The organism is Dehalococcoidia bacterium (assembly GCA_022449765.1).
Lineage (GTDB): Bacteria > Chloroflexota > Dehalococcoidia > Lucifugimonadales > Australimonadaceae > UBA2963.
In genome coordinates, this window is the sequence record JAKUPZ010000003.1 from 1 (window position 1) to 16024 (window position 16024).

The following is a 16024-nucleotide window of genomic DNA, read 5'->3' on the forward strand; positions in this document are numbered from 1 at the left end:
GAATGCTCCAGCAAGGCTCTGGCCATATCGTAATACTTTCTTCTATTGCCGCTCACAGGGGTTATGCAAATATGACTGGTTACGGAGCCACTAAGCATGCTGTTACAGGTTTTGCTCGTGCTCTTACGACTGAGGTCAGGCGTCAGGGAGTAAAGGTTATTAATGTCTACTGTGGACCAGTTGATACGCCCATTTGGGAAGGCTTATCGACTCCGTTACCGCCCGAAGAAATGCTAACTTCTGAAGAGGTTGCCACTAGTATATTCAACGCTATGACAATCTCGGGCAAACAAGTATTGGAAGATATCCTTTTGCTACCGCAAGCGGGGCTGTATTTTTAATGAACAATTACTCGATATGGGACTCAAGTGTTCGTAGAGTACGAAAGATCATAAGGCCTTGGGTCTCAAGAAGGCATGACCATGATGAAGACCACCCTGATGAAGGGGTAGCACTACGTGAAGTGGTTTTTGGTGCCAATGACGGCCTTGTTTCAAATGTTGCATTAGTAGCTGGAATAGCAGGGGGTACTTCTGATGCAGAGATAATTATTCTTGGAGGAATTGCAGGCCTAGTCGCTGGGGCTATTTCAATGGGCCTTGGTGCGTATGTTTCTACAAAAAGCGAACGTGATTTCCGTTCTTCGGAAGAATCTCGAGAGCGCTGGGAAATAGAAAACTTGCGCGAGAAAGAAATAGACGAAACTAAAAAGATTTTTGCCGAAAAAGGAATTGAAGAACCACTACTAAGCCAAGTTGTAGATGCAGTGACTAAGGATCACGAGCGATGGATAAAAATAATGATGACTGAAGAACTTGGCTTCCCTGACCACCCTCCTCGTCCAATTTTTTCTGCCCTAATTATCGGGTTTGCGTTCGCATTAGCGGCATTTTTCCCTGTTATGCCATATCTGTTTATGTCTGGTCAAAATGCGCTTATTGCCTCTTTCGCATTCACCGGCATAGCTCTTTTTGGGATAGGCAGTTGGCGGGCCGCTCTCAGTCGCGGGAACGCTTTGATCAATGGCTTAGAAATGATCTTTCTTGCAGGCGTTGGAGTAGCTATTGCGTTCCTAATTGGCCGTCTTATTGGTATTGCTATCTAACAATCGATTTACTGAGTCAAGTATGTCATTTTCCGTCACAATCCCTTCAAATCTATCTGTGATTACACCTTGATGGTCAACAATAAACGTCCATGGCTCACTTGGTAGGCGCCATTGCTCCATAGCTTCACTTTTAACTAACTTGCCCTCATTACGCGCTACCGCTAGATTCCAAGGTTCAATATGAATGAAAATCACTCGATCATCTAATGCCTTTTTCGCCGCTTCCAAAGTGTCAGTTACTGGCCCGCATAGCGCGGTAATACAAAATTGAGGAGACGCAAAAAACACCACAAATGGTTCACTAAGCTCCAATGCATCCGCTACTGAATACTCGTGCATCCCGTCCTGTAAAACTGCACGACTAGAAATCTCATTAAAATTATCTACCTGGGATATCGTTAAATTACGTATTGGAATTGCTGCTTCTCCAACTTTAGGAGCAGATCCTGTTTCTTTCACACGGAAGACAGCCTCTTCAGTAGGTGTTCCATCGGCGATGCTAAAGTTCAAAGACCAGATACCTGCTGAATCAAAGTGCACATCCTTAAGGATATATATACCTTGGAAATCTAAATGCAGATGCACTTCCCCGTCTGGGTGCTTGTGCGGAGTGATCCCTTTAATAACATGCCATTCTGGCTTTTTCTCATCCGTAACCTTCCAGCCTTCGTCTTCCAGCTTCGCTATTTTTACTACTACATCAGCATTTTCAAGAAAATCCCCATTCATTGAAACTAACCCAAATGGAACACGGTTTTTCCCTGGGATAAATTCAGAAGCGGCTAAAATCCCGCTGTATCGCAAATTATCTTCTATTGCAGAAGCACAGGAGCATAAAATTACTGAGAACAGTAGAATTAACACTAATAATTTCATAAATACATTAATTCTCTTGTGTATAAAGTGGTGGGCGGTAGAGGACTCGAACCTCTGGCCTCCGCGATGTCAACGCGACGCTCTAACCAACTGAGCTAACCGCCCTCATGGGGATATCTATTGTACACAGACTTTATGTGCAAGGTAATCTTTCAACAATCACCTAGGAAAAGCTTCCGATATTAGTGAACAATATGCCAAGATATATAACTCAGAAAATCGGATTAGCCTTATTCTCCATAGGTTTAATTGTTACGGTTCTAACGGCAACCTATGCACTTTACTTATACCTCTCTTCTCCTGCAGATGATGAAATTATAATTACTACATCATCTGCATACGATTCACTGTCACCAAGCCAGAGTGGAAACAATAGTCTCTACCCAGGTAACCAACTACCTGTAAGGCAATGGTCAGATCCAAGAGGAACATTCCCTCTTAATCAATTATCCGGCGGCCCCTTCGTACCTTTAAGCAGTATTAAACAGCCAATTATTCATGGGCTCCAGGGTAGGGCATTGGAAATTCAAATCCCTCAATTAAATCTTCAAGCAAGTATCGTTGAACTTGCATTGTCCAACCTAGGGTCAAGCCTTGAGTATGAAACTCCAAAATTTACTGTAGGCCATATACCCGCTACACCTAACCCTGGTTCTAAGGGAAGCGGTTGGTACTTTGGTCATCTAGATAATCCAGTGGGTGGCGAGGGCAATGTTTTTTCGCAATTACCTAAAATTGCAGAATTACTACGTACAGGTGATGAGGTTCATATATTGCTAAGTACTGAAAACGATGAATACCTCTACTCCGCCTACAAAACAGACTTACTACCAGAAAATGAATTAAAGATAACCAATTCTCTACGTTCCGAAGTAGTTCTTGTTACGTGTTTCCCTCGCTTAACTTATGAAAAGCGATTCTTAGTTCACGCTGAATTGATTGGAGTACGTTCTAAAACTTAGTACTTTTGGAGTTGGATCTTGGGTATGTATGCCGTAAAATTATCGCGTATCCGGTAATTCCTATATGCAATCTTCTAGAATCATTTTCCCCAAAATAGCATATGTAATGTTGATACTTATGAGCTCAGCATTACTAGGCTGCAGTGACGCACAGACCGATGAAGCGCCGAGTAGTACTGCATCTATTTTTGACACCTCAATTTCACCTTCATTGCCTATAGAATCACTCAACTCAGGACGAACTTTTTCCCTTCTGAAAGCAGACTGGAAACTTGATCCTATGAGACTGAATCGGCTTGTGAAGGCTGCTCGGCTTGAAGGAGGAATCTATTGGTCCGGTTACAATCAAGTGCAAATTGACGCTTGGTGCGCAGCATTTACTAATGAATTCGATGTCCCTTGTTCAGGCAGAGGGGTAAGCGCGAGGCAAATTATTACATCGCTGGCAGCGGAGAGTGACGCAAAACAGCCAAAAACAGATGTTGCCTATCTCTCAATGTCGCAAATGGCTCAGTATTTTGACAAAGGTCTAGCCTCTACTACAGATTGGGAGTCTTTAGGTATTAATCAAAGTAAAATTTGGTCTGATGGTGAACGCGGAAATGCAGTTGGCGTAATTCTGAGCCAGTACACGCATTTTGCTAATACCAATTACATCCAAGAAATGCCTGCTACCATATTTGATTGGGCAGACCCCCAATACAAAGGCCTCATTTGTGCACCAGATTTCCTACTTCGAGCGGGCAATGGTTTCCTAGGCCTACTTTATGATCCAGAGGTAATGATTCAATTACACCGACACCTAATTGACGAAAATGACATGCTCGTGACTAATGATTGCGATGCCCTCCTCGTATCGGGTGAACGACCGCTTACCTACATGGGGTATGGGTTACCCTATAATTTGCTTGATACCGGCTACATTGAGCCTTTCTGGAATCCCGGCTTAGGAGCTAATCTTTTTAGCCACGCAATTGCCGCAGACGCTCCTCACCCTAACGCCGCAAAACTATTCACTGCGTGGTCATCCTCTCAGCGTGCGGCAGATATATCTTGGCAATCCATTCGGCAGGGATGGCCAGCATATGGAACTCTCCACGAAGTAGCTCCTCATTTTGACTATGACAAAATGGTATTTGAAAGCACTGATACCTATCGCCTCCGCAGCGAACGAACTCGCTATTTCCAAGAGAAGCTATTTGAAGGTAAACGCTAGGCGCTACGCAAGTCGTATAATTATGTAATAGTGAGAATTACGCTCCATAAACATGCTTCTTCAGCGTGGCATAGATATCATCATGTCATTTATCCAGTTTCTGCATTATTAGGGATACTCTTATTCGTTGGACCACCTTTAGTATTTACATTTTTTAGTGCATTTCAAGTTCCGCCGGAGTCGCAACTTTTTATTTCCGATTCTTCGTGGGGGATTACAAACTTTACGAATCTTTATGCAGAGGGTGCTTTGCATAAAACTTTACTCGATACTGCAATTTTCGCAGGGGCCTCAACATTACTTGCGACCATAATTTCAATAATTTTTGCATGGTTAGTGGAACGCACTGATCTACGTTTTAAGAACATCGTTGTGGTTGGAATAATAATTCCTATTCTTGTACCACCAGTAATAACAACTATCGGATGGATTCTGCTTTTAGGTGAGCGTACGGGAATGATTAATTCATTGATCCGCACTGTACTGCCTTTCTTACAAAGTGGCCCCATAGATATTTTCTCTATGTTTGGCATGATTCTAGCCCAGGGCTTATCGTTAGTTCCGCTACTTTTTATCTTTTTCATTGCAGCTCTTAGAGGGTTTGACAACGTATTAGAAGAAGCTGCACAAGCATCTGGGGCCAATACTCGCAGGATTTTATTCTCTATCACGCTTCCTTTACTGAGACCTCATCTACTTGCAGGTGCCTTGATTGCACTTATCTTTTCAATTGAAGCCTTTGAGGTACCACTATTCCTTGCATTGGGAGCCGATGCGAATATTCTAGCGAGTAGAGTTTTCTTCGCGTTAAATGACGCTGCAGGAAACGCTCCAGAATACGGAACAGTAAGTGCTCTTGGGCTTCATTTTCTATTAATTACTTCAATTCTGTTTTATTTATATGCTCAGCTTGTAAGGAAATCATACTCGTACCGAATGATTCCTATGAGGAAATCTTCTTTGATTCGACTAGGTAAATGGCAATTACCAGCAATCGCAATTATTACACTTTTCTTCTTCGTCACAGTTCTTCTGCCCTTTGCGGTACTGATTTGGACCAGTCTTCATGATCATTACATCCAGCCATCTTTCAGCTCATTAAATCTAATTTCTCTTGATCAGTATAGGAATTTACTTGAAGATTCTCGCTTCTTACCTGCACTGACCAATACAATGATCGTCGTAACTGTAGCGCCTACACTTGCAGTATTTATTGCCGTGATCACAGCATGGTCAACGCAGCGCAATCTTGCTACAGCAAAGCTTGCAAAATTACTGGACCTACTAGCTTCATCATCAATTGCGATACCTGGTGTTATTGCAGCAAACGGGTTATTGCTATTTTATTTGCGCCTAAATAGTTTATTGCCTTTATGGGTACCGCTTTGGGGGACTCTGGTAGTACTAATATTTGCTTACACATACAGAATTTCAATAGCTTACAGAATCCAGAAAGCAGGCTTTGCGCAATTAGACACAAGATTAGATGAAGCTGCTGCTACAAGTGGTGCTGGGTTATGGGCTACCTTGAGATTTATCACATTGCCTCTCTTAAAGTCTAACTGGGCAGGTGCTTGGGTATTACTTTCGCTTTACTCGCTAAAAGAACTGACTCTGCCCCTGATAATACATAGTGGCGGCCCTCCTGATTTAATTAGCACATTAATCTGGAAGCTTTGGGGCTACGATACAGGGCAAGCCGCAGCTCTTGCAGTGATATCAATTTTCTTTACTGCAGTGTTTCTTTTAGGCATTTGGAAGCTAATTTGGAAGAAATCACGCTAGAATAGGCCGCTTTCTCTTGGCTATCGCCCTCGATTGCGATAGCATCCATAATTGCTGCAAACTATGGAGAAGGTGCACTCTAATGACGACAACACCAGTAAAACAGTCAATTACTGTAACAATAAATGGAAAAGCGTATACCAAAGAGATTCCAACTTACAGAACTTTGGTTGATTTCATCAGATACGATGTGGGGCTTACAGGAACAAAAGAAGCCTGTAGTGTGGGTGTCTGTGGCGCCTGCACAATTGAAATGGATGGCAATATTACCGCCTCATGCATAACTCTCGCGGTTAAGGCAGATGGTGCCAATATAACTACCATAGAAGGCGTTGCCGATGGCGAAAAGCTCCATCCTATTCAGGAAGCATTTATCAATCATGGTGGCTTCCAGTGCGGTGCATGTACGCCAGGCCAAATAATGGCAGCAAAAGCCCTTTTGGAGCACAATCCTCACCCAAGTGAACCAGAAATTAAAGAATGGATGATGGGTAATCTTTGCAGATGTACGGGTTATTATCAGATTATTGAATCTATCCAAGCCGCTGCGGAGGCAAACTAAGATGCATGATTTTGAATTTCACGCCCCTGCGTCCTTAGACGAAGCTCTTACTCTTCTTTCCAAACATAATGATGATGCAAAAATTATGGCTGGCGGAACTTCTCTAACTACATTATTAAAGCAGTCTTTGATTGCGCCGGCTCATATAATCAGCCTCCATAAAATCACGGAAATCAATTCAATTGAGGTTTCAGGAGATACTCTCAATATTGGCGGGCTGGTCACACAGCGTCAAGTTGAACTCTCCGATATCGTTAAAAAACACGCGCCTCTACTTGCAGATGCATATCGACGAGTTGCCACTGTCCGGATACGAAATGTTGCAACCGTTGGCGGTGGAATTGCACAAGCCGACCCTGCAATGGACCCACCCCCATCGTTGCTAATTCTCAATGCAAGCATAACTGCTACTTCATCAAAAGGCTCAAGAACATTACCTATCGAAGAAGTCTATGCTGACTACTATGAAACGACTTTGGAACCCGACGAGATTATCACTCAAATCCATGTACCCGCTCAACCTGCGGGATCAAATTGGACTTACATAAAATATCTTCCTAGGACGGAAGATGATTACGCAACGGTCTCCGTAGCAGCTATTGGAAAAATCACAAACGGAGAAGTAGCAGAAGCGCGAATTGCACTTGGCGCAGTTTCTTCTACTGCCATTCGCGCGGCTACTGTTGAAAACGCTCTAGTAGGAATGAAACAATCTAGCCTCACTCGCGAAAAGCTAAAGGAAATTTCGCAAACTATTGCGGAAATAGTTGACCCTACGGACGATCCGCGAGGTTCAGCGTGGTACAAAAAAGATATGTCGGTTGTTTTCGCACGAAGGGCACTTGAAGAAGTGTTGAAATAACCCAATTTCTTTTCTTACCACCAGTGAATTTCATCTAAATCAGGGCTAGATACCTCTGCTGCATCCCAAGGTTTTGATGGCAAGTATTTCCATGCTCCATCAGAAAACATTACTAAAATGTTCCCACTTTCCATATTTTGGGCTACTCGAAGAGCAGTATGCAGGGTAGCCCCGCAGGAAACGCCTGCGAAAATACCCTCAGCGTGGATAACTTGCCTTGCAGTTCTGATTGCATGGGAGCTCTCCACCATAAACCTACCATTCAAAAAGTCTAAATCTAATAATGGAGGAATAAATCCTTCTGATAGGCTTCGAAGTCCTTGTAATTTCTCTCCGAGGCGAGGTTCAACACCTACAATTTTTAAATTAGGCCATTTCTCTCGAAGTTTCTTGCCGACACCCATAATAGTGCCACCGGTACCTATCCCAGCAATAAAAACATCCACTTGCTTCATCTCATTAGCGATTTCTAAGCCAGTGGTGCTGTAATGGCAATTGACATTCGCTTGATTCGTGAATTGGCCGAGAGCGTGATAACCAGGAGTTTCCAGCAACTCTTGCGCCCTATTCAATGCTCCTCCCATTCCCGATTGAGGCTCCACCCACTCTATATGCGCGCCATACAAATTTAATATATCCACTATGCTAGGCACTATTCCTCTAGGTAAAACTACATGTACTTTATATCCACGCCTGGGTGCTAATGCGGCAACAGCAATCGCCGTATTTCCCGTACTAGCTTCTACAATCGTATCCCCCATTTTTAAATCGCCGTGTTTCTCAGCAGCTTCAATCATTGATAGGACGATGCGATCTTTTATGCTACCGCTAGGGTTTTGCCCTTCTAGTTTTGCAAAAATACGGACTCTCGGGTTAGGAGTCATCCTGGTTAACTCAACAATAGGTGTATTCCCAACCATGCCAAACAAACCTACTCGATTAATTTCATCCATCTCAAATACTTCCCTTATTTTTAAAAGACCGCAATTGGGCAGCCTTTATCGTTGACTCCTTCGAAAGACTATCTTTCAATAAAACAAAATAGAAAGAGTGTATTTTTGCCTCCATCAAGTAGCCAAACTATTCAAGAAACAAGCCGACGCAGATCAGTTTTACCATCCCAATTTTCTGCTCTGCTTACTTTCTCACTTTCCTTCGTAATTCTAATTCTAATTGGGACTGTTCTATTAAGTCTCCCAATTTCAACAGTCGAAGAGGAACAGGTATCGATAATTAATGCTCTGTTCACTGCAACATCTGCTGTCTGCGTAACTGGTCTGGTAGTTGTATCAAGTAATGACTATTGGAGTCCTTTTGGGCAATTTATTATTTCTATACTTATGTTTGTGGGTGGACTCGGAATAATGAGTGCTGGGTTGCTTATGCTTGTAGCAGTCGGACGCCGTATCTCCCTTACTCAAAGGTTATTGATTCGTGAAACACTTGGTGGAGCCGTGCCATTAGGAAACGTTACGCGATTAGGGTTCCTAATTGTTGCTTTTGCAGTATCTGTCCAATTTATTACTTTCATATTACTTTTCCTTCGATTAATTACGGATTACTCATTAGGGCAAGCCTTATGGCATAGCTTCTTCCATTCAATTTCCGCATTCAATAACGCCGGTTTCACCATTTTCCCTGAATCAACAAGCCTACAATCCTTCCAGTCAGATCCTTTCGTGCAAGGAATTATCGGTGTCAGTATTGTCTTAGGTTCACTCAGTTTCCCTGTAATCAATGAATTAGCTAGGCGACAGGGTTACCGCAGATGGACCTTAGATACGAAATTTGTAGTAATTGGCACATTAGGAGTCTGGGTTCTTGGAATTATTGCAATACTTCTATTTGAAGGCACGAATCAGCAAACTATAGGGAATTTACCGCTTGGTGAAAAAATAACAAATACGGTTTTTCAGGCGTTCACTTCCCGGACAGCAGGGTTCAGTACTATAGATTTTAGTGAAACACGTGCAGGAACTGATTTTATATTTATGCTTTTAATGTTTGTCGGCGGTGCATCAGGTTCTGTTGCTGGAGGCATTAAAATTAATACCGCTATGGTACTTTCAATTGCAGCCTTAGCCGCAATTAGAGGTCGGCCAAATATTGAGGTAATGAGAAGGGAAATTCCTTACTCGCAAGTTGCTCGTGCCTTAGCCTTACTTATACTTGCCGCAATTGGTGTAATTTTCTTCGTTTTAGCTCTTTCTTTCACAGAATTAGAAAAACTTGATTCGGGTATCTTTTCATTCAGGGACATTATGTTTGAAACCGTTTCTGCGTTCGGCACAGTTGGGCTCTCTAAAGGTATCACTCCCGAACTTTCAGAATTAGGTAAATTTGTTTTATCCATAGCAATGCTAATCGGTCGCCTAGGTCCTTTAACTATAATCTTAGGATTAGCATTTAAAGAAAAGAAACCTGTATATCGGTACGCTGAAGAACGCGTTAGAATTGGGTAATAGGGGTTTGATATGTCCCATCAAGTAGCAGTTATAGGAATGGGTAGGTTTGGAATAAGTCTTGCCTGCGAGCTCTATCGTATCGGGCATGACGTCCTTGCAGTTGACCGTTATGAAACACTGACTCAGCAAATGATGGGCCTAGTAACTTATTCGGTTACCGGTGATTCGACATCCATGCAATTCCTTGATGAAGTCGGTATCAGAAATTTTGATACCGCAGTAGTAGCAATTGGAGATATTCAAGCTAGCGTACTGACTACTGTGCTTCTCAAGCGTACTTTTGAAGTTCCCGAGGTGGTAGCAAGGGCAACTAACGAACTACATGGAAAAACGCTTGAGGCAGTAGGATCTGATCGAGTTATTTACCCAGAACAAGAAACCGGACTGCGCACTGCCCACAGCCTCTTCCAGCGTGAAGTACTCGAGTATATGGAATTAAATGATACGTTTGGTCTCAGTAAAGTAAGCGTAACCACTAAAATGGTGGGGCTTACTTTGGAAAAAGCAGGTCTAAGTACCATTTCTTCAGATGTAACAGGAACCACTATTATTGCGATAAACCGAGGTTCCATTCCTATATTAAGTCCCTCCAAAGACGAAGTAATACAAACAGGGGATGAGCTGATTCTTGCTGGTCCAGAGGATACTCTCGAAAAATTTGGAAACTAAAAACCTGAATAATGAAATACGACAAGTTGCTTACTTAGGGCCTCCTGGGACCTTTACTGAACAGGCTGCGGTCAGCAGCTATCCCTCTGCTCTTTTACTCCCTTACCCGTCAATTGGCGATTCAGCATTAGCAGTATTAAAAAATGAAGCCGATGCAGCTTTATGCCCCATTGAAAATAGCCTTCAAGGGGCAGTAACAGATACGCTAGATGCTTTATTGCATCAAGAAGGCCTACATATACGAGGGGAATTAGCTTTAAAGATTGAACATACCCTTATGGCAAAACCTGGTACAACGATTGCTCAAATTGAACGAATCTACTCTCATCCACAAGCCTTAGGCCAATGCCGAAAGTACCTTTCTGCATTGGGAAATATTGAATTAGCTGCTGCACTTAGCACTGCTGGAGCTGTGAATGACGCGTTAAACTCTGATATACCAGCGGCTGCGATAGCTCCAATAAGAGCAGCGGATCTCTACGGAGCTACAGTACTGAAAAAAGGAATCCAGGATGATAATAATAATTACACCCGCTTTGTGGTTCTGAGTAAAAATGACAGCCCTTCAACAGGCAATGACCTAACTTCCATTGCCATCTCTTTTTCAGAGGATCGTGCAGGTCAATTATTCTCAGTTTTAAAAGAATTTGCTGCACGTAACATCAATTTGACGAAAATAGAATCGCGCCCTACAAGACTAGGGCTGGGAAAATATTATTTTCTTATGGACTTTGAGGGGCATCGGACGGATACAGAAATTATTAAGCTACTCAACATTATATCAACACAAGCTTCACTAATGAAAATCCTCGGATCCTATCCAAGGCGGCATTAGCCCCATTCTTGTTTTTTCTTACTCTCGCCTTTTCCTTTACCTGATTTGTCCGATTGTTTTTTCGTCGACTTTCCCGTTAATCCAGAAAGGAAACTTGTAGCAAATCCAACAGCATTGCCTGCTGCTGCTGCAAAAGAAAGCCCTTCTTCCAAAGGAGTCACTATACGATCTACAGCGACATCGGAAGCTCGTTCTACGTTGTTAACTACCCGCCCTACTGACTTTATAACACCAAGTACGGCCCTAAAGATTAAGAATGCAAAGACAAAAAGAGCAAGCGCTACAAAAATCCCTACGATTAAATAGGCGCTAATCAAAATATCCGGAACATTATTCAAAAAGTCTTCCATTGTTTCTCCATCAAGCATATCTAGGCTAGCATTCATTTCAAAATGCTTCAATCTTACGTTGAGTGAGACATAGCTGTTATTTCGCTAAAAATTCGTAAATTGTAACTCCTGGGTTTTGGTAAATCACTTGTAACTGGAGTCCCTCCATCTTGCTAAATTTACCTATTCCTTCTGAATCAAAGTAAACTCGTTCCGTAGGTCCAATGTATATGTACTGAACCTCATATTTTCTCAATAATTTTTCAACTAATTCCAAATCCTCAGATTCATAGATTGTATATACATCCTGCTGCCTTTGCGTCACGAATTCAGGCTCTCTACCACCAGCCCCTCTCTGTTGAATCTGATGCCAATTCCATCCAAGGACCGAAGGTAATCCAGTGTATTTTGCAACCCGTGGGTACCATCTATATGCATGTTCAGTGACTCCTTCAAGAAATATGGGAGATCCTTTAATTTCCGATCTAATAAATTCAATAGCGGCCGCATCTTCTCTAAACCCATAAGGAGTATCATCTATTTCGCTAGAAGTAGGGCCAGGGTCAGTGTAAATCGAGCTATCTTGATAGGCTCGGCCGTTTAAGGACCATTCCTTGCCAGCATCAAACCTGTCTTTTACACGAGCGTAAGTTCCCATAATTGGGAAAATTCCAGAACTAATTATCGCTAATGCTAAGACAGTAAGCCAAATACTTTTATATGCAAGGACATTTCGGGTCCCTTCGAAATTTAACACTCCCTTTGCCCACATTACCCACAGGCCAAGACTGCCTGCAATTCCCCAAAAAATCCAAGCATTGAGGTAGAACTTGAATACGGTATTCATTCGATCGATATCATTTTCCGCCGTAACAAAGTCTACACCGACTCCAATGCCCAAGCTTAGTAACAGCAATGTAATCAAAAATATAGAAAACGGCATTTCAGGGTTAGATTTTTCTTTTAGCCATGAAAAACCAATAGCGATTATTGGTAGCAATAAAATAGATAGGAGTGCAGCATTTAACCATTCTTGGTATGGGCTGAAATTGAGAATAAGTATTCCTGTTACTACGAGAAGCGCACTAGTAAAATATCTTTTTCGCTTGAAATGAAACCGTTGGTAAAACTGCTGGCTAACCCATGAAATCGCAGTCAATACTAGCAGCGCATGAATCCCCCAATATTGCCAAACTTCGGTCCTCCATTGGCTCATCCTGAATCCTGAGAATGCAGAATCATAGGATAGATGGAACGGAAACCACAAAAGGTATGCAATGCCTGCAAATGCTACGCAGGCAGCGAAGCATTTGGCCAAAACCATTAGCAAATTAGGCTCTCTCCCTCTTAAATAAAACAGGAAAATTATCGTGCCAATACTAATCAGTCCGTACGCCGGAACATCCCATGTATTAATTGCAGCAAGGCTCCCTACTACCAAAGCAAGTACACTTACAGGAAGCAGTAATCGCGACAATAGAGCGTCTTTATATCCAGAGAGAATAAGGTTCAAAACTAAACCTATAATTAAAAGTTGTACAGGAATAGCGATAAGGTGTGCGTGAAGATCTGCAAACAAAAACGTCCAAAAAGGAAACTCTGTGATTGCTATTTCCCCTGGCATCATTCTGCTGCTGCGCCAATAATCAAAGGATCCAAAAGCTTCATTTTGCAGCACTCTTAGAAAGCCCTGCCCTACTTGAACAATCCCGTCAATATTTCCAAGCACCATTACAAAAAATGCCACCAACAGTCCGGCAAGGTACGCTGACGAATGTCTCACTTTCAAATTGGCTTTTCGCCTCATAGATTGAGCGAAGTTGTACCCTATGCTGAAAGCACTTGAAAACGCGATTGCAAAGAATGTAGGAATAGCTAAGTTGTAGGCTATCTCAGGGATTATTCCCGTTAATCGAATTATGGACGCCACTATGACAAACCCAAAGTAATAATAATTAATGAATCCGCCCGAAAACCATGGGTCATACGGAGGAAATACCGTGGACTTCACAACTGCAAGTAAATACGTAAAATCCATCGGCTTCTCCCCACCTCTCCATGGGTGCCAAAGCTCTGGGTTTGCAGCTCGTATAAGCACAAATGTGGAATATGCCAAAAGAAACAGTATTTCTACCTTCAGCAAATATCGCCAATTCCGACGAGCTAACTTCAGTAATTGAGGATTCCGATACAAAATCCCCGTTGATACGAACGTTATTATTAATACACATATTAGAATGCTAGCGCGAGAAAACTCCCATATTCCTGTACTAGCACCCCACCAAACCAACCAAGACACCAGTAAAAGACCTAATGGCCGAGCCAGTACAAACCCTCTGTCTGGTAACCATCTCATGACCTTTAGGGCAATAGGAATCGTGATCACATATATTAATTCAATAGCAAGTAGCCATATTAGCCATGGCGCGAGTTTGTTTAACCCATCATCCGAGAAAATATTTAACCACGTGCCACCTTCGTATTGGATTTTTGCAACATCAGCGGACATTAATGCACGCTCTGGTGAACTTGGCGCATTCGTTAAAAGAATCGTACGCAATTTTTCAACGTTAAACCTAGATTTGTTTTGCCAAATAAGAACTAACGGGCGATCATAATTGACTACATTCTCATCCGCGTAACCAAGATTGATGTTATAGAAAGAGTCCTCTATCCCTGGAATCAATTCTGGTCGAGTCACTCCAGCTCTGGTAAAAGGATCATGCGATAAAGTAATGCCTAGGAACGAAGGATTACGTGAAAATCCATGCACTAATTCATACCCTAATTCTCCTGAAAATAGTGCATGGTAATAGGCACTACTATAAGGATACCTGTCAGGCAATCGTGCAATACTTCCCCAAGGGCGATTACTATAAGACATAATGTAATCTGCATCAGACAAAAGATTTGTAATTTCGGTTACTTTACGTAAAGAATCTTGTTCATACATTGGTAGCTGAACTACTGAAAACTTTCCTAGATTTGGAAACCCTTCATCCCAGTGATTATCCGTAATTAAAAAGTCTCCAGAACGCGCATTAGCATTTATCCATTCTGAGGCTTGAATACCAGGGTGGCTTTGTTTATAGATACCGACGAAAGAGATCGCATAAAAGAACGTCAGAAGCAAAACTAAAGCTCCCGTTACCCACACTAAATAGGCGCCAAAGTGAGACTTCTTTCTAATCTGATAATAGAGCTGCACATACCAATAGCTGCCGAATAAAACCATCACTGGTAATACAGGAATTACATATCGTAGAAATTTAACTTCAAAAAAGGGAATGACGCCTACCAGCAAAAACAATACCCACGAGAGCAACAGCCAATTCTTGTAGGCTGGTTTTTTAAGTGCATGAACTGTAGTTGCAACCAATCCCCCCCAGGCAAGTAATCCGAGAGGTATACCTAATGCCCAAACGATTGTTTGTTGAAGTTCATACAATCCTGTACGAGTAGTCCCAACGTATTGCAAAGTATAAGGAACCAACCCTGCGGTACGTGCAATCCCTGTTTCCCATCCCAAATCTCCAAAGTACTTATGGAAATCAAGGAGAGCGTACGGCTGCAAAATTAAAAAAACAAAAAGGCTTGAAATGAACGCCAATAATACCGGAGTAAAATTTTGGCGGAGCGCTACCACCCATAGCCCCTTATCTTGATAATTCTTCCATATTAAATACACATAAGTCAGCCCAAGAGGGGCAAGTATTGGAGCGCTGCTACCTCTAAATGCAAAAGTAACACCTATCACTAGACCTAACGCAATGTGATCAACGAGTCGCCGCTTCTCAACAACGTTTAACATCCACCAAAACGCCATTATCGCAAGGAGCATCACAAAAGACTCTGGCCTATAGAAATGACTCACCTGAATATTAATTACCATCAGCCCCATCAATGCTGCGGCAAATAACCCTGTAGCGACCCCAAATAGTCTGCGCCCGAGAAAGAAAAGAAACGCGACAGAAATAGTATCTACTAATGCAGCAATAATACGGCCTGCCGTCGCCAAATCCTGAAGTCTGATCTCTTCCATAAAGAAATCTAACCCAAAGCGAACGGCCACTAAAAGGTAGATTATTATTGACCCCAATGGAAACCAATGAGGATTTAAAGGGCTTGCATCTTTATCAAAAAATACGCTCACCCCAGGTAAACCAGGGGCATCCTTCGGGAAGTCTCTATTTTGGCAAGATTGCCACCCTGGTTGCTCAGTCAAAGTTAAATGCATGCACTCAGCCCGCATATATATCGAGCGCTCGTCAGGATGGTAAAAATTTCCTCCATCCCAATCAAGTCCTTGCATACGCAAAGCAAGAGAAAGAAGCAAAATTAAACCCAAGATTATT

General features: G+C 42.3%; 14 protein-coding genes and 1 tRNA gene. 10 read left to right on the forward strand and 5 right to left on the reverse strand.

All coding sequences use genetic code 11. The annotated features are described in order from the left end of the window. On the forward strand, positions 1-341 hold a 341-nt coding region (locus MK127_01765), incomplete at its 5' end, for an SDR family oxidoreductase (protein MCH2531527.1). Beyond that, positions 341-1105 (forward strand): VIT1/CCC1 transporter family protein, encoded by a 765-nt coding sequence (locus tag MK127_01770; GenBank protein ID MCH2531528.1) that lies wholly within the window; start codon positions 341-343, stop codon positions 1103-1105. The genes MK127_01765 and MK127_01770, both read left to right, overlap by 1 nt. Here MK127_01770 and MK127_01775 read toward each other — a convergent pair. Then, entirely contained in the window at positions 1073-1984 is a 912-nt protein-coding gene (locus MK127_01775; protein ID MCH2531529.1) for a hypothetical protein, read from the reverse strand. The genes MK127_01770 and MK127_01775 overlap by 33 nt on opposite strands. Before the next feature lie 28 nt (positions 1985-2012). Further along, positions 2013-2089: transfer RNA gene (locus MK127_01780), tRNA-Val, on the reverse strand. 89 nt (positions 2090-2178) lie between these two features. On the opposite strand from MK127_01780, the gene MK127_01785 reads away from it, so the two are divergent. The 5 genes from MK127_01785 (at position 2179) to MK127_01805 (ending at position 7371) form a co-directional block, all read left to right on the forward strand. Then, positions 2179-2946, forward strand: coding sequence for a sortase (locus MK127_01785; GenBank protein ID MCH2531530.1), 768 nt, complete (start codon positions 2179-2181; stop codon positions 2944-2946). Positions 2947-3010: 64 nt separating this feature from the next. Next, complete coding sequence (locus MK127_01790; protein MCH2531531.1) at positions 3011-4162, forward strand: hypothetical protein; 1152 nt, start codon at positions 3011-3013, stop codon at positions 4160-4162. 249 nt (positions 4163-4411) lie between these two features. After that, a complete protein-coding gene (locus MK127_01795) occupies positions 4412-5947 on the forward strand; it encodes an ABC transporter permease subunit (protein MCH2531532.1) in 1536 nt (511 codons plus the stop codon). A gap of 82 nt (positions 5948-6029) precedes the next feature. Then, the gene (locus tag MK127_01800; GenBank protein MCH2531533.1) at positions 6030-6509 is read left to right on the forward strand and encodes a (2Fe-2S)-binding protein; all 480 of its coding nucleotides are present in this window, start codon (positions 6030-6032) and stop codon (positions 6507-6509) included. A gap of 1 nt (position 6510) precedes the next feature. Continuing rightward, a complete protein-coding gene (locus tag MK127_01805; protein MCH2531534.1) occupies positions 6511-7371 on the forward strand; it encodes a xanthine dehydrogenase family protein subunit M in 861 nt (286 codons plus the stop codon). A gap of 14 nt (positions 7372-7385) precedes the next feature. Here MK127_01805 and MK127_01810 read toward each other — a convergent pair whose 3' ends face one another. Next, positions 7386-8324 carry a cysteine synthase family protein gene (locus MK127_01810; GenBank protein ID MCH2531535.1) on the reverse strand — a complete coding sequence of 313 codons (939 nt, stop codon included), beginning with the start codon at positions 8322-8324 and terminating at the stop codon, positions 7386-7388. 105 nt (positions 8325-8429) lie between these two features. Here MK127_01810 and MK127_01815 point away from each other — a divergent pair, with 105 nt between their 5' ends. The 3 genes from MK127_01815 to pheA are packed head-to-tail and all read left to right on the forward strand — an operon-like array spanning position 8430 to position 11340. Beyond that, a complete protein-coding gene (locus MK127_01815) occupies positions 8430-9833 on the forward strand; it encodes a Trk family potassium uptake protein (GenBank protein ID MCH2531536.1) in 1404 nt (467 codons plus the stop codon). Positions 9834-9845: 12 nt separating this feature from the next. Continuing rightward, the gene (locus tag MK127_01820; GenBank protein MCH2531537.1) at positions 9846-10505 is read left to right on the forward strand and encodes a TrkA family potassium uptake protein; all 660 of its coding nucleotides are present in this window, start codon (positions 9846-9848) and stop codon (positions 10503-10505) included. Next, entirely contained in the window at positions 10495-11340 is an 846-nt protein-coding gene (pheA, locus tag MK127_01825) for a prephenate dehydratase (protein ID MCH2531538.1), read from the forward strand. The genes MK127_01820 and pheA overlap by 11 nt, the downstream gene beginning before the upstream one ends. Here pheA and MK127_01830 read toward each other — a convergent pair. Together MK127_01830 and MK127_01835 are read right to left on the reverse strand one after the other, a co-directional pair. Continuing rightward, a complete protein-coding gene (locus MK127_01830) occupies positions 11337-11726 on the reverse strand; it encodes a hypothetical protein (GenBank protein ID MCH2531539.1) in 390 nt (129 codons plus the stop codon). The two genes, pheA and MK127_01830, sit on opposite strands and share 4 nt — an antisense overlap. Before the next feature lie 40 nt (positions 11727-11766). Further along, complete coding sequence (locus MK127_01835; protein ID MCH2531540.1) at positions 11767-15981, reverse strand: DUF2298 domain-containing protein; 4215 nt, start codon at positions 15979-15981, stop codon at positions 11767-11769. Between the last annotated feature and the right edge of the window lie 43 nt (positions 15982-16024).

What these genes read in the sequence shown, in the direction of transcription:
- MK127_01790 (MCH2531531.1), top strand. Translation starts at nt 3,011, where the DNA reads ATGCAATCTTCTAGAATCATTTTCCCCAAAATAGCATATGTAATGTTG.
- MK127_01835 (MCH2531540.1), bottom strand. Translation starts at nt 15,981, where the DNA reads ATGCAAGGACTTGATTGGGATGGAGGAAATTTTTACCATCCTGACGAG.
- MK127_01830 (MCH2531539.1), bottom strand. Translation starts at nt 11,726, where the DNA reads ATGAATGCTAGCCTAGATATGCTTGATGGAGAAACAATGGAAGACTTT.
- MK127_01800 (MCH2531533.1), top strand. Translation starts at nt 6,030, where the DNA reads ATGACGACAACACCAGTAAAACAGTCAATTACTGTAACAATAAATGGA.
- MK127_01820 (MCH2531537.1), top strand. Translation starts at nt 9,846, where the DNA reads ATGTCCCATCAAGTAGCAGTTATAGGAATGGGTAGGTTTGGAATAAGT.
- MK127_01810 (MCH2531535.1), bottom strand. Translation starts at nt 8,324, where the DNA reads ATGGATGAAATTAATCGAGTAGGTTTGTTTGGCATGGTTGGGAATACA.
- MK127_01770 (MCH2531528.1), top strand. Translation starts at nt 341, where the DNA reads ATGAACAATTACTCGATATGGGACTCAAGTGTTCGTAGAGTACGAAAG.
- MK127_01785 (MCH2531530.1), top strand. Translation starts at nt 2,179, where the DNA reads ATGCCAAGATATATAACTCAGAAAATCGGATTAGCCTTATTCTCCATA.
- MK127_01805 (MCH2531534.1), top strand. Translation starts at nt 6,511, where the DNA reads ATGCATGATTTTGAATTTCACGCCCCTGCGTCCTTAGACGAAGCTCTT.
- MK127_01775 (MCH2531529.1), bottom strand. Translation starts at nt 1,984, where the DNA reads ATGAAATTATTAGTGTTAATTCTACTGTTCTCAGTAATTTTATGCTCC.